The sequence below is a fragment of the Alteromonas lipotrueiana genome (genome assembly GCF_019249245.1).
Taxonomy (GTDB): Bacteria; Pseudomonadota; Gammaproteobacteria; order Enterobacterales; family Alteromonadaceae; genus Alteromonas; species Alteromonas lipotrueiana.
Map to the genome: position 1 here is coordinate 1 of NZ_JAESDK010000005.1, position 25,079 is coordinate 25,079.

Below are 25,079 nucleotides of genomic sequence, written 5' to 3' on the forward strand. Positions count from 1 at the left end.
CAAATTCGCCACTCGCTGCGCTACGTGAACTGGAAGCAGCGTAAGATTATCGCGACGGACTTAAAGCTGATTTATGGCGCGCAAACTGGGAACGTTTATGCGTATTCTTCGATTATCCGACCGAGATACGCAAGGCCATTTACACCACCAATGCGATTGAGTCTCTGAACGCGTCACTGCGAAAAATCACCAAGACCCGCCGGTCGTTCCCGAATGACGAAGCCGTCATGAAGGTGCTGTACTTAGCCTTGCATCAGGCTTCGAAAAAGTGGACGATGCCCATACGCAACTGGAAACCGGCCATGGCGCAATTCGAGATCATGTACCAAGATCGGATTTAACAGTGCAATCAGCCATTTACACAAAATATTTTACAGTCTCAATTTGCCCCCTGAGCCATGACAGCAAAAAACGTTATGACCGACACGAGTGAATGTGGGCCTTTCGTTACGAAAACGTGTGCTCTAAACATATATCATTTCACTAATCTGACTAATCTGACTAATCTGTCAGTGAATTTTATCAAGGTTTTTATTAATAATTATATAATTCAATTATTTAATTATATGGCATTAAATCTGCCTCGTAGTCTTCCCGGACATATGGAAATCTCACTTAGATGAAGATATTAATAGTTCTACTGTGCTTAGCAATTGCACATAAATCATTTGCATTGGAAGGAGAGCAAAGCAATCCACTTCGTGACACCGAAGTTAGTAAGCTAATGCGCGAAAGAGATATCCCAGGCTTAGCGATTGCAAAAATAAACAATGCAACACTATCCTTTATGGGGGTTTATGGGTATGCAGATGTAGCCAATAATATTAAAGTGACGAAAGAAACTATGTTTAATGTTGCCTCGATAAGCAAACCTATTATGGGGGTAACGTTACTTCAATTGGTCGATAAAAAGCTTCTGTCCTTAGATGCAAACATAAACGATTATCTACCTTTTAAAATAGACAACCCCTACTTTACTGATGGAGCTATTTCGTTGCGTAATTTGGCTACTCATACTTCCAGTATTGCTGACTATTATCAACCAGACAGCTTTTCCAAAAACAACGATTCTCCAATTTCTCTGGAACAGCATGTGAAGTCTTTACTGGTTAAAGGTGGCAGCAATTACCAAAGTGAAAAATACTATCTCAATCACACGCCTGGGGAAGAAAGGAAATATAGCAATCTGGCGGCTGGAGTTGCCGGGCTTCTTATTGAGAGCGTCATAGGAGTACCTTTATTCGACTACAGCGAACAGACATTATTCCAGTCGTTGAAAATGAATGATACGGCATGGCTCTTAAATGGACTGGATTTTCGTAAGCTAGCTACCCCATATAGCATTTCAGATACACAGAAGTTTCTTCCTCATGCGCATATCGGTAACCCCCAGTATCCCGACGGAGGTGTTAGGAGTAGCATTCAAGATTTAACAAAATTGATGATAGGAATTTTAAAAAATAAAGACACTGATGGAAATAAGTTACTGTCTAACTCTAGTTACGCCGAAATGCTAACTCTTCAACTCCCACCAGATATATCAAAAAGCCAACGTTTTTTCTGGATCGACAATAAGATGGGTTTAACTGGTCATATGGGTTCAGATATTGGTACTTTTTGCGCTTTTTATTTCGATCCAACTTCTCGAGACGGAATAATTATATTAATGAATGTGGATATGAACGATGACTCAATCCAAGCGATGCAGACATTGGCGCAATATCTGATGTCTTATAAATAGTATATAAGTCCGCTTTTGCAATTTGCACTTAATAGTAGCACAAAGGCAGCAATTAGCAGACGTAGATGATATTGCCCACTTCATCCTTAATTGGGCATAAATTTTCGATAACGGGCAATAACGCATAGACTTAAACTGGAGCAAAGCGACTGAGCCTACGTCTATTTGTCCCAGCCCGCTTGCGGGCAGCTAAAATGGTTTGTTATGCCATTTTACTAAGGTTGTAACAACCGCATCTTCCATGAGGAACCGTCCCTTAAATACTGTTCTCTAATATGTACTCGATTGGCTCTAAATTTAAGTATTTCTATTGAATTTGGTACAACAGAATAACCACCCCATGAGCTCGGGCGAGCAATTGATGTTGGTGAAGCAAAGAGCGCAGAAGAGTATTGGTTTTCCATTGAAACTGTAGAATTCCAGACTTCGCTTTGTTTAAAACAAGTAGTAGCGACATGCGCCTCTTTGGAACGAGTAAACCAAAATTTGTCTGCTCGATCGTTAGAAATAGTTACCGCCTTTCCAACAACACGAACTTGATAGCCAATGTGATCCCACCAAGCAAGTAACGAAATTTTGGGGTTTTGCGAGAGCTGATTTCCTTTTTCTGAGTTGTAAGAAGTGCAAAAAGTAAAGCCGCACTGATCGATTTCCTTGAGGTCAACGAAGCGAGATTGGGGAAAGCCTGCAGAATCGATGGTTGAAACACACACTGCACTTTTTTGAGTAAGGGGAGAATTAGTTTTTGCATTTTCCCAAATTTTTTTAATTTTATTTGCTAGCTGTTCATCCATGTGAATTCTCCGAAGGCCTACTTTTAAATAAGGGGCAAAAACGCTGTGCTAAGCTTACAGCGACACTGTGTTTTTGTCCCGGTCCGCCCCATGCGCGTTTTAATTTTTTTGTTATGCACCGCTACCTTATATGCACAACATCGGTAATTTTGTTTAATTTAATATCATACTGCATTGTTAAACAATATCTTGCTAAACAACCACGGATTGAAACGTCGCTGCCCTTATGGTCACTAGAGAAAATGGAAATTTCACAATGTGACTTTTTGCACCTTGTTTTTATGGAAAACTCAGATTCATGATAGTTTTTTGACAACAACCACTGTTTCGCTGCTGCGCTCGCTTTGTTTGAAATAGTTAAATCTTCTGCGAAAAATTTCTGGAAGCAGCTGAGAAAAATGATTACATTAAAAATTTGGAAATGCTTTAATTTCATTATGATGTATAACAACTTATTATGAAGACTTCATTGTAACAACGCTGCATTGTCATTTTACAAACGCCTCATAGTTCATTTTTATCAATAGCTTACCCCTTTTTTGTTGATTATTTCTACTGTTTTTTACGCTGTTACAATGTATGCATAGTAACAGCCTGTGCCTATCTACCTCTAAGTACTAAATTTTCTGATCTGTAGGCCACTTGTCTCTTTTGTATGAATCGGTTTACTGAACATTTTCAGTCACCACACTTAATAGCAAAGGAGTCATAAATGGCTAATTCACTATTTTAGAAAACATTCGGTATGTCATGCGAACGAAGCACTATTCAATACAAACGGAGAAAACCTAGCTGCTATGGATAAAACGATTCATTCTATTTAATCAAAAGCGTCATCCTAAAGACTTGGACGAGCAAGAGGTAACGCATCTACTCACTCATCTAGCGGTAAATCGAGAAGTCACATCATCCACACAGAACTTAGCGGTTTTCCCCATTGTATTTATGTACAAATATGTTGTTTGAAAGAGAATTAACGCTTCTTCTAGATGCAGTGAGGACAAGAGCACCTGCCAGAGTCCCTACTGTACTTTCGCACTAAGAAGCGCTGTGTAGTGGCATAGCGAATTACGGATATTGATTAACCACTACAATAGTTGCCCTGAGACATTAAGTGTAAAACTCAAAGCGATACCTTTTTGCCCTCATTCATGATCACCAATGGCAAAGAGGTATTTACTTTCTTATGCATTTTTAATAACCGCTTAAGCGGTGAATGAGAGGAATGATCACCCATCTGCCAGCTTGCATTTCCGTAGCCCCACGGGATCATAACTTTGCAGTCCAGATCTTTTGCAGCAACTAGCGCGTCTTCAGGCGTAGTATGCACATAGCGATACCAGTTAGCGTATTCGCTGTGATAATAAGACGCTATAGGTAACAAACAGACATCAATACTGCCATAGCGTTGTCTGATTGTTTTAAAATGCGCTGAGTAACCCGTATCGCCGGCGAAAAATAGCTTTTGTCCTTCATACTCTATTATCCAGCCTCCCCATAACGCTTTTTCATTATCATCATAAACTAAGGGGATCCAGTAACGGCTGTTGAAATGATGTGCAGGAACCGCCCTGACAGTAACGGAACCCAACTGATACTTACTGAACCAGCTCATTTCTTTAACGCTAAGCCCTTGCTGAGGCAGATAATCTGCTGTGTCCTGTTGCACAAAATATACTGGCTTACTGCCTAGCTTTTTGATGTCTGCCTTATTAAAATGATCATAGTGCAAATGTGAATACAACACCGCATCTACATCTGACTTTGCTGAGTCAGGCCAGTCTGGCAAATTTCGTGTCATCCCGCCATTTAATGCATGAAGCCAATTAATAGGCCAGTCAAACTGACCACTGACAGGGTCAAACAGCAGTGTAGTGTTATCAGGTAAGGTAACCATAAAGCTTGCATGGCCCAGCCAGGTTACATCAAAGCCTGATTTGCGTTTCGGTATCTGATTTACCCCGCTGAAAAGACACTCACCATTGTCTTTATTACATTTGAGTTGTTCAAAATTGGGGTAACAGTTTTTATCGCAGGTGACAGGATAGTCCTTTTCACCTGAAAACATATTGTGATATCTACCGTCACTTGCCCGGTTAACCGGACCGGACTCATGGGTTATTCTTACCACTGAATTTGAAGTAGCAAGGATGCCGCATCCTTTAAGTGAGAGAATCATCGCTAAGGTAAAAATTAAACGGGACATAAAAGCCATCGTCGTGGCATCTCCTTGCCTGGTTCGCTTTATTCGTGAGCAGTATAAGAGCTTGCGTAATCCCGTTACCAGCGCGTTCTTGTTACAACAAGTTACAAGTGTCACTACCACGTAGTAGCAAACACCCGTAGATTAGAGAAAGTAAAAAATTTCACTTTTTAAGAAATGAAAACGATGTTCCGCCTATGCAGGCAGGTGATTTGCACTGGTGACTAAATCAGAGTTTTCAAACCTTTGCTGAACGAGCAGGCGCAAGTTCGTTAATGAGGTTAAGCATGCTCTCTATCGATGCTTTTAATTTATTTGTCATTTTTTAATCTCATGTACCATCATTAGTCAGCGCTTCCCGGGCCTCGCAAAATCTTTTTTCAGCACCCTCTTGTAACAGTGTGACAACGTTCTTCATAACGTTTCACAGGACTTGTTTTGCATTTTGCTGCTGGTAACCGGCCCCGCCCCATCCCCGATTGGACTAGAGCGTTGAATAACGGCTGTTCAGTCACTTGACGAAAAGTGGCTGATGAACCAGTCGTGCTGGTGGGTGCCATTAATATTATGGGCGACAATAGCGGTATCGAACACATCAACCGCTTTTGTAGGTTGGGCCAAAGCGCACGATATTAACATTGACTATATTTTACACGGCTTCCCTTACCAGAATATTTATGCTGAACGATTTAACCGCACTTACCGAAACGACCTCCCAGACTGTTACCCCTTCAGTGACCTGAATGAAGTGCAGCAAATTACTGAAGATTGGATAGAGATGTATCACCACGAACGACCGCATAACGCGCTCAGGGCTATGACGCCTGCTGAGTATAGAAACGCTGTCTGAATATTCTACGAAAAAGCGGTGTTATTAAGGGGGTATTTACTGACGATGCACTGTTTCTGCTGTCTTTTATTCGTTCTGAAAAAGTTCTCCAAACAGCTCTTTAACCTTTATTTTGGCTAGCTTCAGCGCATTTATTCCTTGGGGCGTACAGTGATAGTATTTTCTTATCTTACCTTCCACCAAAGCGGACTCACTCGTCAGGTATCCACTTTTTTCCATCTTGTGTAGCATCGGGTATAGCGTTCCAGGACTCAGTGAATAGCCATGGTGGCGCAACTCTTGAATCATTCCTGCTCCATACACCTGCTCTTTAGAGCAATGGTAAAGAATGTGTAGCCGAATCAAGCCTACATATAAATCTTTATCTTGCACGTGAACTCTCTTAGACTATGTATATCGAATTTCGATATCGCAATACGATACCTGATTACTTTTTAGTGCGACGGAAAGGATTATGACACAAAAGTTAAAAAGAGAAACTGGTCTGGGTGGTGCGCTGATCATCGGCTTAGGTTCAATTTTGGGTACAGGTGCTTATGTCAGTATTGGGTTAAGTGCGTCAATCGCCAACGAAATGTTAGTGCTGGCTATTTTCATTGCATCGGTGACCGCACTGTGCAATGGGCTGTCTTCGGCGCAATTGGCTTCGGCCCATCCGGTAAGTGGGGGGACTTACGAGTATGGATATCAATTTTTAAACCCGTCATGCGGTATGTTGGCCGGCGTCTTATTTCTGATTGCAAAAAGCGCGTCCGCGGCTACTGCTGCATTGGGTATCGCCTGGTATGCCAGCGACAAACTGGGTGTGGGTGGGTCATCAGTCAATGCTATTGCTATAGGGTTGTTGTTGCTATTTACGATATTTGTGCTGGCTGGAGTAAGACGAACAAACTGGCTAAATGTGGTCCTGGTCGCTATCAGTTTACTCGGGCTTGCTGTGTTTGTCGGCCTGGCCTTTTCTCAGCAACCTGCTGCTTATGCTGCTAATGATGTCTCGACGAGCTCATCATCGTTGCTGTATGCCTCTGCGCTTATGTTTGTTGCTTTCACGGGTTATGGTCGAATTGCAACAATGGGGGAAGAAATAAAAAAACCTCGCAGAAATATCTCGCGTGCAGTGGTGATCACCTTGGCAGTAATCACTATTATTTATCTGGCCGTGGGTATGGCAATTTTGCATGTCAGCAATCCGGAAGCGTTATCTCGCAGTGATTTCAATATCGCGAGGCTGCTTGACGATAACCCTTTTCAGGTAGTTATTGTGGTGGGAGGCATGACAGCCATGTGTGGCGTAGTAATTAATCTGATATTGGGCGTTTCCCGCGTTTTTATGGCGATGGGACGCCGGGGAGATTTACCCGAACAGCTGTCGGTGCTTGACGAGGCGGGTAACTCTGCACCTACTGCCACCTGGGTCACTTTTTTATTGATGTCATTGATTGTTATGGTTGGCAGTATCCAGTTAACCTGGGCCTTCAGCGCCTTCACGGTTCTGATCTACTATGGGTTAACCAACCTTGCCGCATTACGTGTACCGCATAAAGACCGATTCATACCTAAGTTTGTGTCTGTTATTGGGCTACTAAGTTGTATCAGTCTGGCCGCATTCATTCCGTTGAACGTTGTGATAAGCGCAAGCGTAACCGCAGCGGTATTGATAGGTTTATCTTATCTATGCCGTAATTGGAGAAATAATGAGAGATAGTAGCGCGGTTAATTTTTGGCTTAATGCGGGCACAGGAAATTAGACGTTCTTGTTCACAATACTGTTTTTTTGGCGTGTCTTTTTTGAAGGGTTTCAAAGGCTCATTTTTCAAAGATTCCTGGAGCGGGAAGATTTGTAAGAATTGGGATACCTCATTGTGAGCTGTCCGGCCAGCCAGTAGACCATGGACACCCACAACGTAAACAAAATACTGAGTAATATTGTTCTTGCCAGCGTGTGCGTATCATCTTTGGTGGTTTCGTCATAGCCAGCAAACAAAATGCGCGCTATTCTTTTGTCTGCCAAAGTTGCTAAAGCAATTATTATGAAGCCATTTAAATTACTGATTTTAATTATTTTATCGCCCTTACTTTTGTCTTGCCAGAATGATGAAGTTCGTTTATCGGCAACCCAGAGATGGCAAATAACTGAGGGCTTTATTGTTGATGGAAAATTATCGGCCAATGGGGAGTTTACGTCCTTGTTATTGGCCGATAACAGTCTTGAGCTTTGGAATAACAAAGTCCGGAAAAAAGTTTCAGCTTGGCGGCCAGACCAGTTAGTACCAGAAACAATATTTATTGACCTTTCAGACTCAGCAGAATTTATCTTGTCTGCGAATCATAATTCGGTTCAGATTTGGCACACGGATAAAGAACAGTCTTTGGGTAGTGTCAATTTTTCAAAGCACCTGGGTGATGCCAGAATCACCCAAATCCGTTTTGGAGCCTCACCTTATCAGTTTTTAATTGGCACCAGCAGCGGTGATGTGATTTTTGCTGACAGCCTTAACGATAGCTACCGAGTCAACCGGCGTCACACAAGCGATGTAGTTCAGCTCAAACTGTCCAAAAACAAACGCACGCTTTTTAGTGGTGGCAACGATGGTCTGGTGGTTAAGTGGGATTTGATTGATTACCAGCCCGTTGTCACAAAAATCTTACCATTTCGAATCGTCAGTCTTGCCATTGGTAGTGATAATCAAATATTTATTTCCGATGCCCTGAAAGATCATATTCTGTGGGATAGCTCGCAGGACTCGGTGGTTGGACGAATCACGCACTGGCAGCGCTTTAAATGGTTTCGCCACGCCATTTTTGCCCCCCACCAGCGTTGGTTAGTTACTTCCTCTCCTAAAACCGAGATGCATCTTTGGAACATAGACGATATGACGATGCGAGGATCCTGGCGTGTAGAATCACAAACTTTAGGCTCTTCGGTAGCAGATATCAAAATGATTGGAACTGAACACCTGCGCACGCTAAGCACCGATGGGGTGCTACAAGACTGGAATCTTAGTTCTTTTGCTTTAAAACCGACTTAAAAACACGGTGAGCGTCATCTCATACCCACATTATTTAGCGGTTTCGTTACCGCGCTGTGCATCTGCTTTTTTTGTATTTAACCGCTGCAAATCGATCATGGGTAAAAATTGAGTCAGTCAGCGGGCAAAAACCTTGAAAAAGCAGGTGACGTAAAGCTGGAATGAGTACAAAGCTAGATCCGGGTCTCATCGTCAGCAGGTTTTTTGTACTATAACCCCACAGCCACCCATGGGTTATTAGGTAAACAGCCCCCGGAAAGCCGCCTTGCCTGCGCTGTTCTTTCTAATAGCGGCTTGTATTAATTCTCGATATCTACGCGAATAATACGATTTGTCGCGCTTTGGTGAATCAGCAATGCGCCATCAGAGGTTGGCCGCATATGGCGTAGAATACCAGCGTAAAAATCTCCGGAAGGAATGGCCCAGCTTTGAAAACGTTCGGTGGTGGGATCAAACCGGACTAATGCGTCAGGGCGCATACCCGACTCGTTGTACCATACAATACCGTTAAGTACCGCAATCGCATAAGGATGTGAATCAGGACCGCTTGGCGAGGGCCACTCTTTTATCTCTTTGGTTTGGGGATTGTAGCGACCTAATTTGCCTAGGCCTGAGTTTACGTACCAAATCATTCCATCAGAGGCTATGTCTAACCGTCTGACCGTGGTGTCTTCCCCTGGCAGTCTGACCTCTGATAATTCAAAGGTTTCGGCGTTCACCGACACCAGACAATTGCTTCCATTACAGGCTACCCACAGGTTTCCTGAAGAATCGACTTTAATGCCATAGGGTCTGGCGTTGGGGGTGGGCATGTCTTTAAGCTGCACCTCGCCCGTGGCGGGGTCTAATCTTCCAATATAATTGGAGTGCTGAAGGGTGAACCACAAAATGCCATTGTTATCAAACACACCGGTGTGCGGGTCCCTGGCGTCGTCATTTGGCATGGGATAAACCTTGATCTTCCCGGTGTTGGGGTTAAGCCGGCCTACACTGGCATTTTTGTTTCCCATGTACCAGATCATACCATTTTTGTCGGCACTGACAGAATGTGGCATGGCTCCGGCAGGCAACGGGTATTCTTGCATCTTGCCGGTATCAGGTTCGATACTACCGACGAGGTTTCCCCATTGACCCGCCCACCAGATTTTACCATCGGGGGCTTCAACCGGATCTCTTGAACGCTGGCCCAGCGTAGGCACTACCCACTCTTTAAAACGAATATCGACATCGCCGCTGATTAACGTGGGAAAACGGTCTTTATTCGGCGGAAAATGCTCAGCTAAATAAGTCACTAACCGCCGCTGAAGGGGTTTATTTGCCGATAAATCAACCATGGTACCGGTCAGGGCTGCCCAGTCTTTCTTGCTGTAACCCAGGCTGGCGTGAATACGGTTGGGGGTATGGCACGAGGAACATAGTCCCTCTACCAGCTCTTTGCCATCACCGGCAGGCAATTCTTTTGCCTGCGCATCGCCCGAAACACCAACAAGTGTCAGGCCCAGCAGTAGCAGGCACGTATTTACGCAATTAAACATAAATCACCTTTAATAATTGATATTCACGCTTATGGGCAAGGGCAACTATAAGGCATTTGTTAAACGATGAGTAGAATATTGGGTAAAAAGTAGCCATAGAATTAACGCCCCGGTTGATTGGCACGGTGAAAAACCGGAGGTGAATTTAGCCAAACAAACCTTTCGGGGCAAAGAGCTGAAAAATTCGCCGCTAAGCTAACTGTGTCTATATCATTAACACAGAACACGTGAAGGGCCTGCGCGTTAGTTGTTTCCCCCTATTTATTTAAAATAGCCTGAATATGTTCAACCACCTGCTCACATTTTTTCAAATCTATACCTTCAGGATGAGGGGCGGCAAACGTGCCAGCATCATTGTCAAAATACTGGCCTGAATGCTTTTCAAAGCCCTCTTCTAAGGCTATACGCACTAAAATATCCGCGCCGATATTTATATCATTGCCATCTATCCCAAAACCGTCTTTCACCATTTTGCTGGCTAATAAAGAGCCGGGATTAACCGCGATAATTGTTGGTCCGCTATTTTTATAGTGTTCAGCCAGGCTGCGGGTCCACATGGTTATGGCTAGTTTACTCTGGGAATAAGCCTCCATGTCTGTAAGTCTGACCTTACCCGCTAAAGCCTGTAAATTTACCGCAGACTGAGCCGCAGAAGAAAGATTGATAACCCGGCCTGATTTACCAAGCACAGGGGCGAGTTGTCGGGTTAAAACAAACGGGGCAATGGTGTTAACACAAAACCGGATATCCAGCCCGCCCTGAGTAATTGTTTCCGAGGCTTTAAAAATACCCGCGTTGTTAATAAGCACGTCAATGTGTTTGTGCTCTGCGGCTACTTTTTCTGCCAATGCGTTGATGTCGGCTAACTCAGATAAATCAGCAAGGTAGGTTTGAACGCTGCCTGCGTCTGAGAAAGAGGATAATTGTGCTTCAACCTCTTTTAATTTCTGAGTACTGCGTCCATGCAATAAAAGATGATGATGCTCAGAGGCTAGTTTTGTTGCGGTGGCCAGACCGATACCATCGGTTGCCCCTGTAATTAATATAGTTTTTTGCATAATGCCTCCTCTTTAACGCTTGATATGAAAACTGAATAAAGCAAAAGCGCTGCGCGTTTTAAAGCGCAGCTTCAGCAAGTTTTCGCCATTTTTCGCACTGTCCGGCGACAATTCGATCCGCAAGCCCGCGTATCGGTTATGGCTAGGCGGTGCTGCTAAATCTCGACCACAACCTTGCCCATTGCTTGTCCGCTTGCCAAACGGGCGTGAGCCTGGCTAATCTGCGCTAATGAAAAGCGCTGCTCCTCAAGAACAGGCTGTAAACCGCCCTGCTCAACAATCTTAGTTAATTCACTTAAGATATGGCCGTGTTGTGCTCGCATGGTATTGTGAATCATCGGAATCAACATAAAGACCACATGCAAAGACAGACCTTTAAAGTGCAACGGTGTCAGGTCTAATTCAAGCATAGAGATAGTTGATGCGATTTGTCCGTTAAGTGCAGCGGCTTCAAATGAATTTTTCAGGTTTTCTCCGCCCACAGTGTCAAAAACAATATCAAAACCTTTACCATCGGTATGGCTGGCGACGTAATCGGCAACTTTCTCGGTTTTATAATTAATGCCTTTTGCGCCCAGTTTTTCTATCAAAGCGAGTTGCTTGTCGCCCCCGCCTGTGGAGCAAACTTCGGCGCCAAAGTATTTGGCAAGTTGCAACGCCACGTGACCCACCCCGCCAGAACCACCGTGAACCAATACTTTTTTGGCGCTGGCCGCGCCTTGCTGAATGCCGGCGCGCATTAGCCCTTCATAAGCAGTGATAGCAACCAAAGGTAGTGCCGCCGCTTCTGGCATTGATAAGTTTGCAGGCTTTTTGGCGATTAAATTAATATCGGCCACCATGAACTCAGCTAAGGTACCCTGAAGATCGCCCAGACCGCCGGCACACCCGTACACTTCATCGCCTTTTGCAAAACCAGTTACACCTTCGCCGACTTCTTCTACCGTACCCGCAAAGTCCATTCCTAAAACGGCAGGCAATGCCGGGGCAAAAGGTAAATCGTTGCCCATCTCCCGGATCATGGTATCCACCGTGTTAACACTGGTTGCTGCAACCTTTATTAACACGTGTCCCGCTTTTAGTTCGGGTATGGCGATATCAGCGGCTTCAAACACATCTTCATCACCAAATTTTTTTACTACCATTGCTTTCATCATTGCTGTTCTCCGTTAGTTGACGAAGAAAAGTATATTCCCTATTAATTAAATTTATAATAGAGCAAAATAAACAATCACTTTATAGATTTTATTGATAATTATGAATATTGACCATCTCAGATTATTTATCAGAATTTCCAGTACGCACAATATCAGTATGGCCGGGCAGGAAATGGGCGTTTCGCCCGCCGTGGCGAGCGCGTATATCAATAAACTCGAAGAAGGACTTGGAGTCAGGTTGTTACATCGCACGACCCGCAAAGTCTCGCTTACCGAAGAAGGAATAAGCTTTTTGCCTCATGCCGAAGATGTGCTGGCAAGTATGGAGGCCGCCCGGGCTTCGGTAGGCGCAGGAATAACTTCGCCAAGAGGCACCTTACGAGTGGCCGCCCCAGCTTCATTCGGGCGAATGCATTTGCTGCCGGCACTCAACGATTTCTTTGAACGTTATCCCGACTTAACGATAGATTTAATGCTTTCCGATACCATCATTGATTTGGTTGAGGGCGGGTTTGATATTGCTATTCGCAACTCTGAACTTAAAGACTCAAGTCTGGTGGCCCGTAAGCTGGCTGAAGACAGTCGTATTTTGTGTGCGTCGCCAGATTATTTAGCCAACTATGGACACCCACGCTCGCCAGATGATTTGAACTTTCATCAATGTATCTCTCTTATAGGGCTGGATAATTGGCAATTTAACACTTCAAAAGGGATTACCAGCATCAAGGTGCGGGGACGGTTTCGTACTGACAACGGTGAGGCGGTACGAGATGCCTGTATAAATGGGCTGGGGATCACCATTAACTCTCGGTGGAGTGCATTTCAGGCGCTGAAAGACGGAAAGTTGGTTCAGCTGTTAAAGGACTACCCACTGGTATCGAACACTGCTATTTGGGCGGTATACCCCAGTTCACGACAACTAGCGCCTAAAGTCCGGGCTTTTATAGATTATTTTTCAGAAAAATTTGGGGATGAGTCGTATTGGCACTAATCGCCCTTGGCACTATGCACCCACTCGCCGGCGATATAAAACCTAGGTACTACTTTCCTATGCAAAGACGGCATCCTTCCCTCAAGAAGCAACATAAAAGTTATTTGCATTGAGCCGTAGCGAGACACTTTCAATCTACCAGGCGGCGTTACAGGCAAGGTTTTGCTTGGGCTGAGCCCCGCACCAGCTTTTTGCGATTAAAATCCCGGTTAAATCACTTAGCTCCCTTTGTATAGGCGATGATATTTTGGAACGTCGCCCGTGCGTCAGTGCGATTTCGATACCCATGTTTTGTCTTTGCATCAAACTTCACACACTGCCCTTTTTCGAGCGGGTGCCACTGGCCGTCTGAAAGATACTCCATGACTCCTGACGTCACTATGATGTGTTCAATAACCCCGGGGTTGTGAGGCTGTGATACGTGTTCATGGTGAGGCGTGAGCGTTATCGAGAAAACTTCAATATTGGTTGCTTTATCATAGGCAAAGACAGTACTGATAAAAAGTCCTTTGTCATAAGATTCCTGCTCAGGTTGTGTCTGTATTTCACCGTCGATTGCCGCACCTAAAAAATAGCTCAGCGGGTACTCAAAGCCATTTGCAATGGCCCAAAGTTTCGCGATAGTAGGACTTGATTCCCCCCTTTCTATTTGTCCGAGCATGGCTTTAGAAACGCCGGTGAAGTGGCTGGTCTTATCGAGGCTCCAGTTTTTCGCTTTTCTGGCCAGCTTCAGTTGCCCCCCGATACCTTCAGCAATTTGCTTAGCTTTCATTTTTATCGCTCTGTTTATCTTTCAATTGTGCGTTATAACATACAATGTTAAATTGTGCGCTATAACGCACAGGATGTTCAATTATGAATTCGTTTTTGTTATTAGTCAATCGTCTCGTAAGTGCCAGCATTGGCGGCTTGGTGGCGGTCATTGTGGGGTTTGCCAGCTCGGTGGCTTTAATTTATCAGGCCGTAATCACCCTGGGTGGGGATACGCAACTTGCGGCAAGCTGGCTGTTGGCGCTGGGCCTGACCATGGGCGTAACCTCCATCGGCTTATCACTATATTATCGCGTGCCAATATTGATAGCCTGGTCGACCCCTGGTGCGGCCCTACTCCTCGCCGGCACTCAGAACTATACCTTGAATGAAGCGATAGCAGGATTCATGTGCTCTGCCATACTGATTTTTTTATGTGGGATTACCGGTTGGTTCGAGAAGCTCGTAAATAAAATACCCGGTCAATTAGCTTCGGCGATGCTGGCCGGTATCTTATTAAATTTTGGGATTGGTGTTTTTGATGAAATGAATGCACAACCGACCCTGGTTGCGTTCATGCTGTCAACGTATTTTGTGGGCCGGCAGTTAACACCAAAATTTACCATGCTACTGGTTTTACTGGTAAGTATTGTGTCGGCCCGGCTTTTAGGGCTTACTGAAAAACTGGATTACGGCTTCACGATAAGTGAGTTCACTTACATTGCACCTGTGTTTAGCCTGTCTGCAATACTTGGAATTGGTGTGCCTTTGTTTATCGTAACCATGGCTGCGCAGAATCTTCCCGGCATTGCGGTTCTCAAAGCCCACCACTACAAAGCTCCGGTTTCTTCCGTTTTAAGTGTTACCGGCTGTGTCAATTTTGTTGCCGCTCCGTTTGGTAGTTATGCTATTAATTTAGCAGCAATCACAGCTGCTATTTGTATGACAGACGAAGTGAGTAGTAAACCTCAACAACGTTACTGGGCTTCAGTAGCGGGAGGTTTTTTTTATATACTCATGGCCATTTCAGCAGAGTATTTAATGAACATTTTTTCTTCTCTCCCCTCCTCTCTCATATTGGCCCTAGCTGGTATCGCTCTTTTCGCCACCATAACCAACAGCTTCAAACAGTCACTTACTGCCGAAGAGTATTCAGAAGCATCGATCGTAACAGTTCTGGTCACCTCTTCGGATCTATCTTTGTGGGGTGTAAGCTCCGTTTTATGGGGGCTCATGGCTGGTTGTCTACTATTAAGTATTCAAAAATATGGTAAAAATTGCGTTTTTAACATTAAGCGGGAATAGAGAATTTACAATTATGTATGAGTACTCAACTTTGGATTTAGGTGGGTGTCCATGCTTTGACTAGTACCAGCTTTTATGGACACCCACTTTATTTATCAACGATCGTAAGCTGAAGAGCCCGGACTCTGTATAAACTTTCCACCCTGAGGATAAAAACGAGTGACTGTCTGGCCCTGAGGGCTTTGGATTCGGTGGGTGCCCGAGCCTTGGCTTATGTGGCTGTCCATAATTGGATTTAAGTGAGTATCCATGCCTTGACTACTTGGATAAAAACGAGTGACTGTCTGGCCCTGAGGGCTTTGGATTCGGTGGGTGTCCATGTCTTGGCTAAGATGGGTGTCCACACTTGGTTTTAGGTGGGTGTCCATGTCTTGGCTATATTCCGGCCACCTGCTTCCACGAGTTGTGCGCTGCTCACTGTATGCCGCTACCTCGTTTTTCAAACATCTCCTGAAAACAGCTTCCAAGACAGTATCGGCCAATAAAAAACTCTTTCGCATACGTATGTTGATAGCGGTAAGGGCTGGCTTCACTTAGGCTTGGCATTTTGATGCAATAGGTATGACTTAATGACACCCACTTCTATATTAAACAACAAAGTTGCTATCGTTACCGGCGGCGCTAAAGGTCTGGGCCTGACACTGACTGAATCACTACTTGCAGAAGGTATGCAGGTTGCCATCTGTGGTCGTGAGGCCGCTGCGCTTGAAAAAGAAGGCCGACAGCTCATTGCAGACTACCCCAATCAGCTATTCTGGCAGGCATGTGACGTAAGCCAGGCTGAAGAGGTGGATGCCTTCATAGATGCGGTTAAACGGCGTTTTAATAGTATTGATGTGCTGATTAATAATAGCGGTTTTGGTAAACAAACCCTGGTATGGGAAACCAGCGAAACAGACTGGAACGACGTAATGGACACCAATGTGAAAGGGCCTTTTCTATTGGCCAGAAAAGTGGTGCCTGTCATGATAGCGCAACAGTCTGGCTATATCGTTAACATTGCTTCACAGGCGGCGCTCAATGGGTACGCCAATGCTGGGGTTTACTGTGCGTCGAAGTTTGCTATGGTTGGCCTGGCAAAAGCGCTACAAGAAGAGGTTCGGCAATATAATATTCATGTACACTCCTTAAATCCGGCACTCATTCAGTCGCATCGTGGCTCAGACGAAGCGATTGATGAGGGGTTGGTACAAAACGAAGATATTGCTAGTACCTTGCTGTTTTTGCTCAAACAGCCTCGCCGGTTGAAAATTGATAATATTGGTATGTGGGGTTTTTAAAACTCCAAAATATTTAATAGGACTACTTTATGATGCTGGCGTGGATTAGAACACTGATAATAACTTGCTTGCTTTACGCCCCCCTGTGCGCGGGTTTTGACATCATCGCGCACCGCGGGGCCTCAGGTTATCTGCCGGAGCATACTCTGGCGGCAGCCACTCTTGCCCATAGCCAGCGCCCTGACTTCATCGAGCAAGATGTAGTGATGACCAAAGATCATATCCCAGTGGTCTTACATGATATTCAATTGCAGGATGTGACTAATGTTGAGCAGGTCTTTCCCGACCGCCACCGCGCCGATCAACACTTTTATGCTATCGACTTTACGCTGGCCGAGCTACGCCGGCTAAGTATACATGAACGCCATAATTCTCAGGGCGAAGCAGTTTTCAGCCAGCGTTATCAAGGTGACAGTGCCGGATTTCGCATCGCTACCCTAACAGAACACATTGAGCTTATAGCCGAACTTAACCGACAGTTTGCTGTTAATGTCGGCTTGTATGTTGAGATTAAAGCACCCGCCTGGCACCGACGCCAGGGTGTGGATATTTCTGCCAGAGTAGTAGCGCTGATTCAGCAGCAGGTCGACCCTAAAATGCCCGTCGTACTCCAGTGCTTTGATTTTGCCGAAACGCAACGCATCAGGACTACGTTAGAATATAAGGGTCAGTTGATTCAATTGGTAGGCGAAAACAGTTGGAATGAGTCCAATACTGACTATCAATGGCTCATAAGTGATGCTGGTCTTAAAGAAGTAGCCGAAGTAGCGGATGGGTTAGGTCCATGGTTACCCCAACTTTATGAGCTTACCTCATCGAAGACACTTAACGTACCAGACTGGGTCTACAGGGCTCACGAACACGGGCTTTTGTTGCATCCATATACTTATCGGCAGGACGCCCTGCCCGACAACCTCAGCGGTACCAGGCTTATTCGTTATTTGCAACACACCGCTAGGGTTCAGGGTTTGTTTACCGATCAGGTACCGGCAGTCAAAGCCCGCCTCAGTAATAAAGCGAATAATTAGCCTTTTGACAAACGAACCACTACACGCCGGTTTAATGCGCGGCTATCGCTGGTGGTATTAGGGGCGATGTGCCGCTTCTCGCCGTGGCCGTTGACCTCTATTCGGTCGTCTGCCACCCCCAACGCCGTTAAATAGCCCTTAACATCGCCTGCGCGCTTTTCGGAAAGTTGCTCATTAGTCCAGCGACCTCCGTAGCTGTCGGTATAGCCATCTAATAAGACCAAATCTAAGCTGCTGTCTTCTTTTAAGTATTCACCAATCATGGTGAGGCGCTTTTGCGAATATTTTGTCAACTCGGTACTATTTTTTTCATACGAAAGTACGGTGTAAGCGATATCGTCAAAACTATAAGGCAGCAGCTGTGACACACACTGCACAAATTTATGATAGATGGGACGGAAGTTACTGGCATTAAGAGCAACCGCCACCTGATCATGTCGGTTGTACCAGTCCTGATAATAAAGGGTTGGCCAAAAGCCTTTTTCGAGTTCGCTTAGCATAGTCCAGGCGGCCTCTTCGGGTAAATCACCATGGTATTGCTTACGTAGCTGCATATTGGCAATTTTTCGTGGCATTTGCCCCGGCATCCAATTAGGCGGTACAGCATAGACAGAGGCTATCGAAAACTTTTTCGGCAGCAGCGCCATTTGCATATCAAATTCCATGTTCAGCTGTTTAGAAGCCACGCTGACAAATTTAGCTTCACCGTAACCGGGGACTTTGTGACTCAGCTCACATTGTAAACGAGAAGGGTCTGCAATAGCCCAGTCAGAGCTTTCTATTGAGGCAGAATAATGACGCATAGCGCCAAAAGCGGGCAAGCTGCACATTAAGCCCAGCGCAATTATTAAGCCTTGCCTGATGATCATTGTTCTATACACCGTGCTATATTCTATGTTTAGGGTATCGTCATAAACCAAAAAAAGTTTAGCACACATTTGCCATGTTGCCCGACTAGCTGGATGGGCGCTTAACAAGCGGGCAAAGCTGGATATACCTGACCATAGCTGAGATAATTTGCTACGGTTCGCGTATTTAGTGGGGCAGCCCGCTGAAACCGAAATTATTTTGCCTGCCTTCAGAGGAATTATGTCAGACGATAACACCCCCTTGTCTACGCGCTTTCGCGGTTATTTTCCGGTCGTCATAGACGTCGAAACCGCTGGCTTTAACGCCGCCACCGATGCCATTCTTGAAATAGCAGCTGTTACATTAAAAATGGACGAACATGGCAATTTGGTCTCTGACCAAACCTTTCACGCCCATATCGAGCCGTTTGAAGGTGCTAATCTGGAGCCGGCTGCTCTGGAGTTTAATGGTATTGATCCCACTTGTGCTCTGCGGGGTGCCATTGATGAAACCCAGGCAATGAAAGACTTGTGTAAAACCATTCGCAAAGCGCAAAAGGCCGCCGGATGCCAGCGTTCTGTCATAGTGGCGCACAATGCTACTTTTGATCAAAGCTTTGTGAATGCGGCCATTGAACGCAGTAGTATAAAACGCACCCCTTTTCATCCTTTTGTCTCGTTTGACACCACCAGCCTGGCGGGTCTGGCTTTAGGGCAAACGGTATTAGTTAAAGCATGCAGAGCCGCTGGCATTGCGTTTGATCAAAGTGAGGCGCACAGTGCTTTATACGATACCCAACGTACTGCTGAGCTTTTTTGCTATATGGTAAACCGCTACAAGGCTTTAGGCGGCTGGCCATTGCCGGCTCAAAGTACTGACAATAATAACGTATCAGACTCCCCTGCTTCTGAGTAAAGAGCCCATTACGGCCGTTTAATCGATGTAGTCATCTAAAACCCACTAACTAAAAAGTCGGCGTAATAGCCCTGATAAGCCAAGGTTCAACTATCGGGATTCTTACATTGCCGGCTTTTTGCATATGTCTACCATTGTACAGTAAATGGAAACAATGGCTTTTTGCGATAACCGCTCTGGTATAGGACTATGCTCTGACACTGGACTGCTCTGACACTGGACAGTCACACCTGCGGTACGGTCGTAACAATTTGCTCGGTAAATTTTTATCAGTGCTTTTTTATCGATGCTCACTTTAGTTAGCGCTAACTTTTCAGATAACCCACCCATTATGAGCGTTTAAAAAAGAATCAACCCCGAAATTTGCAAACGCGAATGATTTTCATCCCAATCTGTCTTGCATTGTGTGCAAATAGCAATTATTATCATTTATATAACGTTTACGGGGTTAATCAGATGTACGTATGTATGTGTTACGGCGTGACAGACAAAGCAATAATACAGGCGGTAGAAAAGCACGGCGCCGGTAATTTGCGTGAACTTCGTGAAGTTATGGACATCGGCAGTCAGTGTGGTAAATGTATCAGCATGGCTCAACAAGTTATCGATTCAACCATTATCGACGAATCACTGTTTCGCGAAGTATGCTAATTCAGCCTCGTCTTCTTTTGCTCAATCTGGGTAAGTAATTAAAAGGTAAAACGCGCTTCTGCATAATAAAAGCCGCCATTTATTCCCCCTGGCGCGGTCGCAGGATATTTTGCGCCTACTTCACCCCGATAAGGGTTCAACTGCGGATAGGTATTAAAAACATTTTTTGCACCTATCGCCAAAGTAAGTTGCTCGGTAACCAACCATCCCAATTCAACATCTAAAGTAAACATCGGCTTACCATTGATGTCAAAGCCCGCTGCGGCATCCAGATGATCCTCATAATAGCTTCCAAAATACCCCCCCCGCCAAAATACGGAAAATGCCTGCCAATACTGTTTTAACGTAACGGTAGCCCGATGCGCCGGTAAGTTGCTTTCGAGCATATTGATGCGAGCACTGGTCAGATTTGGGGCGTAAATGATATCGTCCGTTTCGGTTTGTGTAGGATACAAGGTGACACTGTCTACTTCGGTATGCGTCCAATTGTAAGCAGCCGTCAGCTCGTTGGTGACGGCGCCTGTGGCAAAGTTGTAATTTAAAACTAAATCTAAGCCTTGAGTATGAGTATCAAAATCGTTCGTAAAAAATTTTGCCGCACCATATTCATCTGCTCCCTCAATACCCTGGCGTTCCAATGCGGTGATGTCACTTGGGGTCAGCGCGATAGCCGAGGTCGTGCTAATTCGGTTTTTTAGTTTTATGTTGAAATAATCCAGGGTCAGGTAAAACTGTTCGCTCCACATTGCCACAGCGCCCAGGCTAACATTAACCGAGCGTTCCGGGCTTAATGCATTGGCTCCCAGCTGCTGAGATATAGGATGTGTCGGCGGTAGTGTTGCCTGATCTTGCAATCCCTGAGCTGAATAGGCAGTCGTTACGTTAATCACATTACTCTGTCCCACCGTGGGTGCTTTGAAACCGGAACTTAGCGAGCCACGCAACGCGTAGGATTCAGTCATTTGCCACCGGCTGCTGAATTTTCCGTTAAATGTACTGCCAAAATCCGAATAATGTTCTAACCGAACCGCCAACCCTGCCTCTAAATTTGTATGCAGCTGACTTTCAGCATCGGCATACAATGCCCAGTTCTGGCGGCTCCAGTGGCCGGCGGTTTGTGGCTGATACCCGGGAAACCCATTCGAACCGATACTGAATCCCTGCGCTGTCTGGGTGGCCTGATCAAATGCATAGGGCCCGGTTTGCCACGACAACTCATCTCCTTCACGCTGATGATAAGTTTCTCTTCGCCATTCTGCGCCTACCCCTAGATAAACAGGTTCAGGCAGTCCGATTATCGCCGGTCCGGCGAGGTCAAAATTAAATGTTCGCTCTATTTGCGAAACCGCGCCCGGAGAAAATCGCAAAGGCGATTCAGGACCCAAAGAAGGATTCACAGTATCTATCAGTTCATAGGCAATATTCGAATACCCAGCGCCAAAACTTATGTCGTACTGCCACTGTGAAAAAAGCTGCCCTTCTATACCACCAAACAAAGAAGCATCTTCAATAATGCCACCAAACTGTGGAGTAAATCCCCCTTCAAACCATTCATTAAAGGCAAAGCAGTTTGCCCCCAGTGCAGTGCTGTTATCTGCTATTTGCTGATAATCAGATTGATTCAATACATTAGGCTCGGTAATTTGGATATCAGGACATTGAATCCCGGTGTTCAACCCATCCAGGTCAGCCACCAGCAATACTAACTCATCGCCCTGAGGCTGACTAAACACCCCACTACGAAAATGAGGATGGCGATAAAAAAAGCCTCCCCCGGTTTTACGTCGTGCGGCATTACTAAAGCCATAAAGACGATGGTTGCTATTAATATCATACCCTGCATTTGCCGCCAGTTTTATATCGTGGTCAACTGCCAGCGACCCCCATACTTGAGCCGGGCTGGCCACCTGATGATTACCGGCATCAATAAGTGCCTGAGCATCATCCCGCTGAACCGAACGCGCGGTAGAGTTTTGCTGACGATACTCTGCTGACAAATTTAAAAAACCATTGGTAGATAATGGCAAACCCACATTAGCCTGAAACTGAACCAGTTCGCCATCACCCGCCCCATACTGACCGGTTTTTACAGCCACAGTGCCGCCTTCATCTGCGTCTTTTAAAACAAAATTAATCACCCCCGCAATAGCATCTGAACCATATTGCGCTGCGGCACCATCGCGCAATATCTCGACTTGCTTCATAGCACTGGCGGGCAACACTGAAATATCCGGGCCCTGCGCGCCGTCTGACAACCCACCGCCCAAAAAGGTAATAACCGCAGAGCGATGCCGGCGTTTACCATTTAATAAGAGTAAAGTGTGGTCAGATGCCATACCCCGAAGATTGGCAGGCCGAACGAGACTGGTGGCATCATTAATGGGCTGGTCGTTTACATTTAAAGAGGGCACCGCTGAAGCAAGCATACCTAAGAGATCGGCACCGGCTTGTGCTTTGAAAGTATCACTTGTGAGTATGTCTAAAGGTACCGCAGAGGAAACGACCGAGCGTGAGGTATTACGCGAGCCAACAATAGCAATGCGTTCAAGCGAAAAGGTTTCGGGCTCGTCGCTAATGTCAGATGTCTTAACCACCGGAGCCGTGGTCTTTGAAATCTCATCAACATGTCTTACGGTAAGCATACCGCGGGCATCCACCTGAACCGCTAGTTCGGTACCCTGTAACAATGCCTGCAAACCTTCCTGGAGCGTAAATTTTCCGGTAAGTGGGTTTGCTTTTACCTGCTGGGCCAGCTCATAAGAAAATAATAAGGTGGTGTCGGCCTGTCGGGCGAACTCAGTCAGTGCTTCATCGGCACTTTGCGCCTGAATAGAAAATTCGAAGACTTGTTTGGCATGCACACCAAAAGAGACCGCACTAAGCAGGCCTATTTTAAGAAACCATTTACCAAACCTGGACATAGCTATAAACGGTCACCCACGCACCAAACTGCCTTTTTGGGTAAAAGGCAGTCAGTAAGCACCGAACCAACTGTGTTAAGTAGAGCCAGAAACCAAAAATACACGAAACAGAAAACCCAAAAACTTTTGGCTATATTGTCACAACATATAAGCACATGACAATACGTTGACAGAGTGTCGATACAATTCCACTGTAGCTTTATAAATTAGCCAGCGTTGGACCCAGGTTTTTTATTTGCTTCTGTGAGCTCAATTGTCATCCCCGTATTACGGGAATGCTCAATATTAAAGCTATTTTTCAGCGCAAACAGCAGACCGCTGATATCGCCAACCTTAAAATATCCCGCTACGCGTTTTTTTCGTAATTCCGGATCTGCTATTTTGAAGTTAACCGGGGTGTAACGACCAATTTCCTTTAATGCATCTTCTAAAGGCTCGCCTTTAAATACGATCATACCTTGTTGCCAGGCCAGATCTTGTTGCATAGCATCGGTACTCAGATTGTGTCTTTGACCTACTTCGCCGTTTATATTGGCTTTTTCACCCGAAACCAGCAGCTGGCCGCTTTTCGTTGCATCGGGGTTGATCAACGCTGTAGCGTCACTGGCCTGACTATCGGTTATTTTTTCACGAACCAGCACTTTACCTTCGGTGACCACCAGTTCAAAAGAATCTTCATCGGTGTACTGCATATTAAACGCCGTACCAATCGCGGTAACGGTATTTTCTGCGGCCTCTACAACAAAGGGCCGATAGTGGTCGTGTGCGACCGCAAAATGGGCTTCGCCTTTTTGTAGGGTAATTCGACGAATATTATTACTAAACTGAATACTGATAATGGAATTCGTGTTTAATTGAACAATACTGCCATCAGCAAGCTTAACCGACCGCTGCTCTCCGATTGCAGTAGCCACACGTCGGCTATTTTGGGCCACCGAGGAGTTCTGGCCTGCTAACCACGACCAATCAGAAACAAGCCCCAGTAAGAGTATCGTACATACAACCGCAGCCGCTGCGCCATAACGAGCCCGCTGCAACGCTTTGCCCGCTCGCTGACGTTTGCTGGATGTTTCCAGCTTGTTTGGAAGCTGATTTTTGAGCTCATTTAAGACGCTCATATCATCCCACAGCTCGGCCAGTTCAAATAAAATCCGACGATGGCCATTACTTGCAGCCATCCATTCATTCAGCTCTTGTTGCTCAACTTTTGTTAACCCGCGGTCAACCCGGCTTATCCATAGCGAAGCCTGGTCGTAAATATCTTCTTTACTGGTAAACTGACTTATATTGTTCATCGGCTTCGTACACCCTGACTGCTGGATGATGAGCCGGAAGGTGCCTGATTATCGGCCAGCCCAGCCAAATAACGAGAACATAATAACAGCCCCTTCGCGACATGCTTTTCTACCGTACTTTCACTGAGCCCAACCAGTTCAGCAATGTCCTTTTGCTTCATCTCATATACTTTCTTTAATAAAAATACACGTTTAACTTCGGCAGAAAGAGTATCGGTAGCACGACAAAAATGTATAAAACGCTCTTTGCTTTCTAAGTGCTTTTCAAGGCTATGACCTACCAAATCGTACGGTAATGCATCCATATTTTCGACAGCATCATTCAACTGGTTAGCCGCGCTCGAAACATGGTTCAGCGCCAGGTTTCTTACCGTCCGAAGCATGTAAGTTCGCTCATACTGTATATCCTGGCTAAGACCCGCTTCATAACTTTTTATAAATGCTTCTTGCACAATATCTTCAATATCGTCTTTGTTGACAATATTGCTTATTGCACGCATTAATTTTGAACGGTACCGGATGTACGTATCCGCCAGTGTTGACTTATGTGTCATAGGTTGCGTCAAATATGCCTGAAAAAATCCGCCTAATAATGCAGCAGCCTATTGGTTTTGTCATCCTTTTTCGCCTTTTGGCTAAGGAGCAAAAAAACCGTTTTGGCACAGCATTACCAGTAACTCCTCATTATTTTAAGATAAAAATACTGAGGGCTTACCAGTAAAAAGGG

22 protein-coding genes and 2 pseudogenes are annotated in these 25,079 nt (G+C 45.3%); 12 read left to right on the plus strand and 12 right to left on the minus strand.

The features are described from left to right. Both JK130_RS04845 and JK130_RS04850 read left to right on the plus strand, forming a co-directional pair. Nucleotides 1-341, plus strand: a pseudogene (locus tag JK130_RS04845) (transposase); the annotation flags it as partial. Between the two features lie 278 nt (nt 342-619). Beyond that, a complete protein-coding gene (locus JK130_RS04850; protein WP_218353097.1) occupies nt 620-1,741 on the plus strand; it encodes a serine hydrolase domain-containing protein in 1,122 nt (373 codons plus the stop codon). A gap of 215 nt (nt 1,742-1,956) precedes the next feature. Here the strand turns inward: JK130_RS04850 and JK130_RS04855 are convergent. Beyond that, nucleotides 1,957-2,553 (minus strand): annotated as a pseudogene (locus tag JK130_RS04855) (pyridoxine/pyridoxamine 5'-phosphate oxidase); the annotation flags it as partial. A 783-nt stretch (nt 2,554-3,336) separates the two neighbouring features. On the opposite strand from JK130_RS04855, the gene JK130_RS16810 reads away from it, so the two are divergent. Continuing rightward, nucleotides 3,337-3,501, plus strand: coding sequence for a phage integrase N-terminal SAM-like domain-containing protein (locus tag JK130_RS16810; protein ID WP_425514590.1), 165 nt, complete (start codon nt 3,337-3,339; stop codon nt 3,499-3,501). 157 nt (nt 3,502-3,658) lie between these two features. On the opposite strand, the gene JK130_RS04865 is transcribed toward JK130_RS16810, so the two are convergent. Beyond that, a complete protein-coding gene (locus JK130_RS04865) occupies nt 3,659-4,750 on the minus strand; it encodes an MBL fold metallo-hydrolase (RefSeq protein ID WP_246587696.1) in 1,092 nt (363 codons plus the stop codon). A gap of 520 nt (nt 4,751-5,270) precedes the next feature. Here JK130_RS04865 and JK130_RS04870 point away from each other — a divergent pair. Beyond that, the gene (locus JK130_RS04870) at nt 5,271-5,588 is read left to right on the plus strand and encodes an integrase core domain-containing protein (protein WP_218353099.1); all 318 of its coding nucleotides are present in this window, start codon (nt 5,271-5,273) and stop codon (nt 5,586-5,588) included. A gap of 66 nt (nt 5,589-5,654) precedes the next feature. On the opposite strand, the gene JK130_RS04875 is transcribed toward JK130_RS04870, so the two are convergent. Continuing rightward, a complete protein-coding gene (locus JK130_RS04875; protein ID WP_218353100.1) occupies nt 5,655-5,960 on the minus strand; it encodes a PadR family transcriptional regulator in 306 nt (101 codons plus the stop codon). Nucleotides 5,961-6,042: 82 nt separating this feature from the next. On the opposite strand from JK130_RS04875, the gene JK130_RS04880 reads away from it, so the two are divergent. Both JK130_RS04880 and JK130_RS04885 read left to right on the plus strand, forming a co-directional pair. After that, nucleotides 6,043-7,293: an APC family permease gene (locus tag JK130_RS04880; RefSeq protein ID WP_218353101.1), complete on the plus strand. Its 1,251-nt coding sequence runs from the start codon at nt 6,043-6,045 to the stop codon at nt 7,291-7,293. A 280-nt stretch (nt 7,294-7,573) separates the two neighbouring features. After that, complete coding sequence (locus tag JK130_RS04885) at nt 7,574-8,617, plus strand: WD40 repeat domain-containing protein (RefSeq protein WP_218353102.1); 1,044 nt, start codon at nt 7,574-7,576, stop codon at nt 8,615-8,617. Between the two features lie 299 nt (nt 8,618-8,916). Here JK130_RS04885 and JK130_RS04890 read toward each other — a convergent pair whose 3' ends face one another. The 3 genes from JK130_RS04890 to JK130_RS04900 all read right to left on the minus strand — a co-directional run bounded on the left by JK130_RS04890 (nt 8,917) and on the right by JK130_RS04900 (nt 12,364). Then, the gene (locus JK130_RS04890) at nt 8,917-10,152 is read right to left on the minus strand and encodes a Vgb family protein (RefSeq protein ID WP_246587697.1); all 1,236 of its coding nucleotides are present in this window, start codon (nt 10,150-10,152) and stop codon (nt 8,917-8,919) included. A 257-nt stretch (nt 10,153-10,409) separates the two neighbouring features. Further along, nucleotides 10,410-11,210, minus strand: coding sequence for an SDR family NAD(P)-dependent oxidoreductase (locus JK130_RS04895; protein ID WP_218353103.1), 801 nt, complete (start codon nt 11,208-11,210; stop codon nt 10,410-10,412). Nucleotides 11,211-11,365: 155 nt separating this feature from the next. Continuing rightward, the gene (locus JK130_RS04900; RefSeq protein WP_218353259.1) at nt 11,366-12,364 is read right to left on the minus strand and encodes a zinc-dependent alcohol dehydrogenase family protein; all 999 of its coding nucleotides are present in this window, start codon (nt 12,362-12,364) and stop codon (nt 11,366-11,368) included. Nucleotides 12,365-12,467: 103 nt separating this feature from the next. Between JK130_RS04900 and JK130_RS04905 the strand changes: the two genes are divergently transcribed. Further along, a complete protein-coding gene (locus JK130_RS04905) occupies nt 12,468-13,358 on the plus strand; it encodes a LysR family transcriptional regulator (protein WP_218353104.1) in 891 nt (296 codons plus the stop codon). A gap of 214 nt (nt 13,359-13,572) precedes the next feature. On the opposite strand, the gene JK130_RS04910 is transcribed toward JK130_RS04905, so the two are convergent. Then, entirely contained in the window at nt 13,573-14,130 is a 558-nt protein-coding gene (locus tag JK130_RS04910) for a helix-turn-helix domain-containing protein (protein WP_218353105.1), read from the minus strand. A gap of 83 nt (nt 14,131-14,213) precedes the next feature. On the opposite strand from JK130_RS04910, the gene JK130_RS04915 reads away from it, so the two are divergent. Then, nucleotides 14,214-15,413: a benzoate/H(+) symporter BenE family transporter gene (locus tag JK130_RS04915; protein WP_425514589.1), complete on the plus strand. Its 1,200-nt coding sequence runs from the start codon at nt 14,214-14,216 to the stop codon at nt 15,411-15,413. A 95-nt stretch (nt 15,414-15,508) separates the two neighbouring features. Here JK130_RS04915 and JK130_RS04920 read toward each other — a convergent pair whose 3' ends face one another. Then, nucleotides 15,509-15,856 carry a hypothetical protein gene (locus JK130_RS04920; protein ID WP_218353106.1) on the minus strand — a complete coding sequence of 116 codons (348 nt, stop codon included), beginning with the start codon at nt 15,854-15,856 and terminating at the stop codon, nt 15,509-15,511. Between the two features lie 126 nt (nt 15,857-15,982). Between JK130_RS04920 and JK130_RS04925 the strand changes: the two genes are divergently transcribed. After that, nucleotides 15,983-16,693, plus strand: a complete 711-nt coding sequence (locus JK130_RS04925) for an SDR family oxidoreductase (RefSeq protein WP_218353107.1) — start codon at nt 15,983-15,985, stop codon at nt 16,691-16,693. Between the two features lie 29 nt (nt 16,694-16,722). After that, complete coding sequence (glpQ, locus tag JK130_RS04930) at nt 16,723-17,721, plus strand: glycerophosphodiester phosphodiesterase (RefSeq protein WP_246587698.1); 999 nt, start codon at nt 16,723-16,725, stop codon at nt 17,719-17,721. Here glpQ and JK130_RS04935 read toward each other — a convergent pair. Continuing rightward, the gene (locus JK130_RS04935) at nt 17,718-18,590 is read right to left on the minus strand and encodes a flagellar protein MotY (protein ID WP_218353108.1); all 873 of its coding nucleotides are present in this window, start codon (nt 18,588-18,590) and stop codon (nt 17,718-17,720) included. The two genes, glpQ and JK130_RS04935, sit on opposite strands and share 4 nt — an antisense overlap. Before the next feature lie 220 nt (nt 18,591-18,810). Between JK130_RS04935 and rnt the strand changes: the two genes are divergently transcribed. Together rnt and JK130_RS04945 are read left to right on the plus strand one after the other, a co-directional pair. Then, complete coding sequence (rnt, locus tag JK130_RS04940; RefSeq protein ID WP_218353109.1) at nt 18,811-19,485, plus strand: ribonuclease T; 675 nt, start codon at nt 18,811-18,813, stop codon at nt 19,483-19,485. Nucleotides 19,486-19,941: 456 nt separating this feature from the next. Then, a complete protein-coding gene (locus JK130_RS04945; RefSeq protein ID WP_218353110.1) occupies nt 19,942-20,136 on the plus strand; it encodes a (2Fe-2S)-binding protein in 195 nt (64 codons plus the stop codon). A 38-nt stretch (nt 20,137-20,174) separates the two neighbouring features. Here the strand turns inward: JK130_RS04945 and JK130_RS04950 are convergent, their stop codons facing one another. From JK130_RS04950 to JK130_RS04960, 3 genes are all read right to left on the minus strand, one after another. After that, the gene (locus JK130_RS04950) at nt 20,175-23,057 is read right to left on the minus strand and encodes a TonB-dependent receptor (RefSeq protein WP_218353111.1); all 2,883 of its coding nucleotides are present in this window, start codon (nt 23,055-23,057) and stop codon (nt 20,175-20,177) included. A 206-nt stretch (nt 23,058-23,263) separates the two neighbouring features. Further along, nucleotides 23,264-24,352 carry a FecR family protein gene (locus JK130_RS04955; RefSeq protein WP_218353112.1) on the minus strand — a complete coding sequence of 363 codons (1,089 nt, stop codon included), beginning with the start codon at nt 24,350-24,352 and terminating at the stop codon, nt 23,264-23,266. Further along, nucleotides 24,349-24,906, minus strand: coding sequence for an RNA polymerase sigma factor (locus tag JK130_RS04960; protein WP_218353113.1), 558 nt, complete (start codon nt 24,904-24,906; stop codon nt 24,349-24,351). Before JK130_RS04960 ends, JK130_RS04955 begins: the two co-directional genes overlap by 4 nt. Between the last annotated feature and the right edge of the window lie 173 nt (nt 24,907-25,079).

Bases quoted from the DNA above. Each gene is read 5' to 3' on its own strand.
- JK130_RS04850 (WP_218353097.1), top strand. From the start codon at position 620: ATGAAGATATTAATAGTTCTACTGTGCTTAGCAATTGCACATAAATCA.
- JK130_RS04865 (WP_246587696.1), bottom strand. From the start codon at position 4,750: ATGGCTTTTATGTCCCGTTTAATTTTTACCTTAGCGATGATTCTCTCA.
- JK130_RS04870 (WP_218353099.1), top strand. From the start codon at position 5,271: ATGAACCAGTCGTGCTGGTGGGTGCCATTAATATTATGGGCGACAATA.
- JK130_RS04880 (WP_218353101.1), top strand. From the start codon at position 6,043: ATGACACAAAAGTTAAAAAGAGAAACTGGTCTGGGTGGTGCGCTGATC.
- JK130_RS04885 (WP_218353102.1), top strand. From the start codon at position 7,574: ATGCGCGCTATTCTTTTGTCTGCCAAAGTTGCTAAAGCAATTATTATG.
- JK130_RS04890 (WP_246587697.1), bottom strand. From the start codon at position 10,152: ATGTTTAATTGCGTAAATACGTGCCTGCTACTGCTGGGCCTGACACTT.
- JK130_RS04895 (WP_218353103.1), bottom strand. From the start codon at position 11,210: ATGCAAAAAACTATATTAATTACAGGGGCAACCGATGGTATCGGTCTG.
- JK130_RS04900 (WP_218353259.1), bottom strand. From the start codon at position 12,364: ATGAAAGCAATGGTAGTAAAAAAATTTGGTGATGAAGATGTGTTTGAA.
- JK130_RS04905 (WP_218353104.1), top strand. From the start codon at position 12,468: ATGAATATTGACCATCTCAGATTATTTATCAGAATTTCCAGTACGCAC.
- JK130_RS04910 (WP_218353105.1), bottom strand. From the start codon at position 14,130: ATGAAAGCTAAGCAAATTGCTGAAGGTATCGGGGGGCAACTGAAGCTG.
- JK130_RS04915 (WP_425514589.1), top strand. From the start codon at position 14,214: ATGAATTCGTTTTTGTTATTAGTCAATCGTCTCGTAAGTGCCAGCATT.
- JK130_RS04925 (WP_218353107.1), top strand. From the start codon at position 15,983: ATGACACCCACTTCTATATTAAACAACAAAGTTGCTATCGTTACCGGC.
- glpQ (WP_246587698.1), top strand. From the start codon at position 16,723: ATGATGCTGGCGTGGATTAGAACACTGATAATAACTTGCTTGCTTTAC.
- JK130_RS04935 (WP_218353108.1), bottom strand. From the start codon at position 18,590: ATGATCATCAGGCAAGGCTTAATAATTGCGCTGGGCTTAATGTGCAGC.
- rnt (WP_218353109.1), top strand. From the start codon at position 18,811: ATGTCAGACGATAACACCCCCTTGTCTACGCGCTTTCGCGGTTATTTT.
- JK130_RS04945 (WP_218353110.1), top strand. From the start codon at position 19,942: ATGTACGTATGTATGTGTTACGGCGTGACAGACAAAGCAATAATACAG.
- JK130_RS04950 (WP_218353111.1), bottom strand. From the start codon at position 23,057: ATGTCCAGGTTTGGTAAATGGTTTCTTAAAATAGGCCTGCTTAGTGCG.
- JK130_RS04955 (WP_218353112.1), bottom strand. From the start codon at position 24,352: ATGAACAATATAAGTCAGTTTACCAGTAAAGAAGATATTTACGACCAG.
- JK130_RS04960 (WP_218353113.1), bottom strand. From the start codon at position 24,906: ATGACACATAAGTCAACACTGGCGGATACGTACATCCGGTACCGTTCA.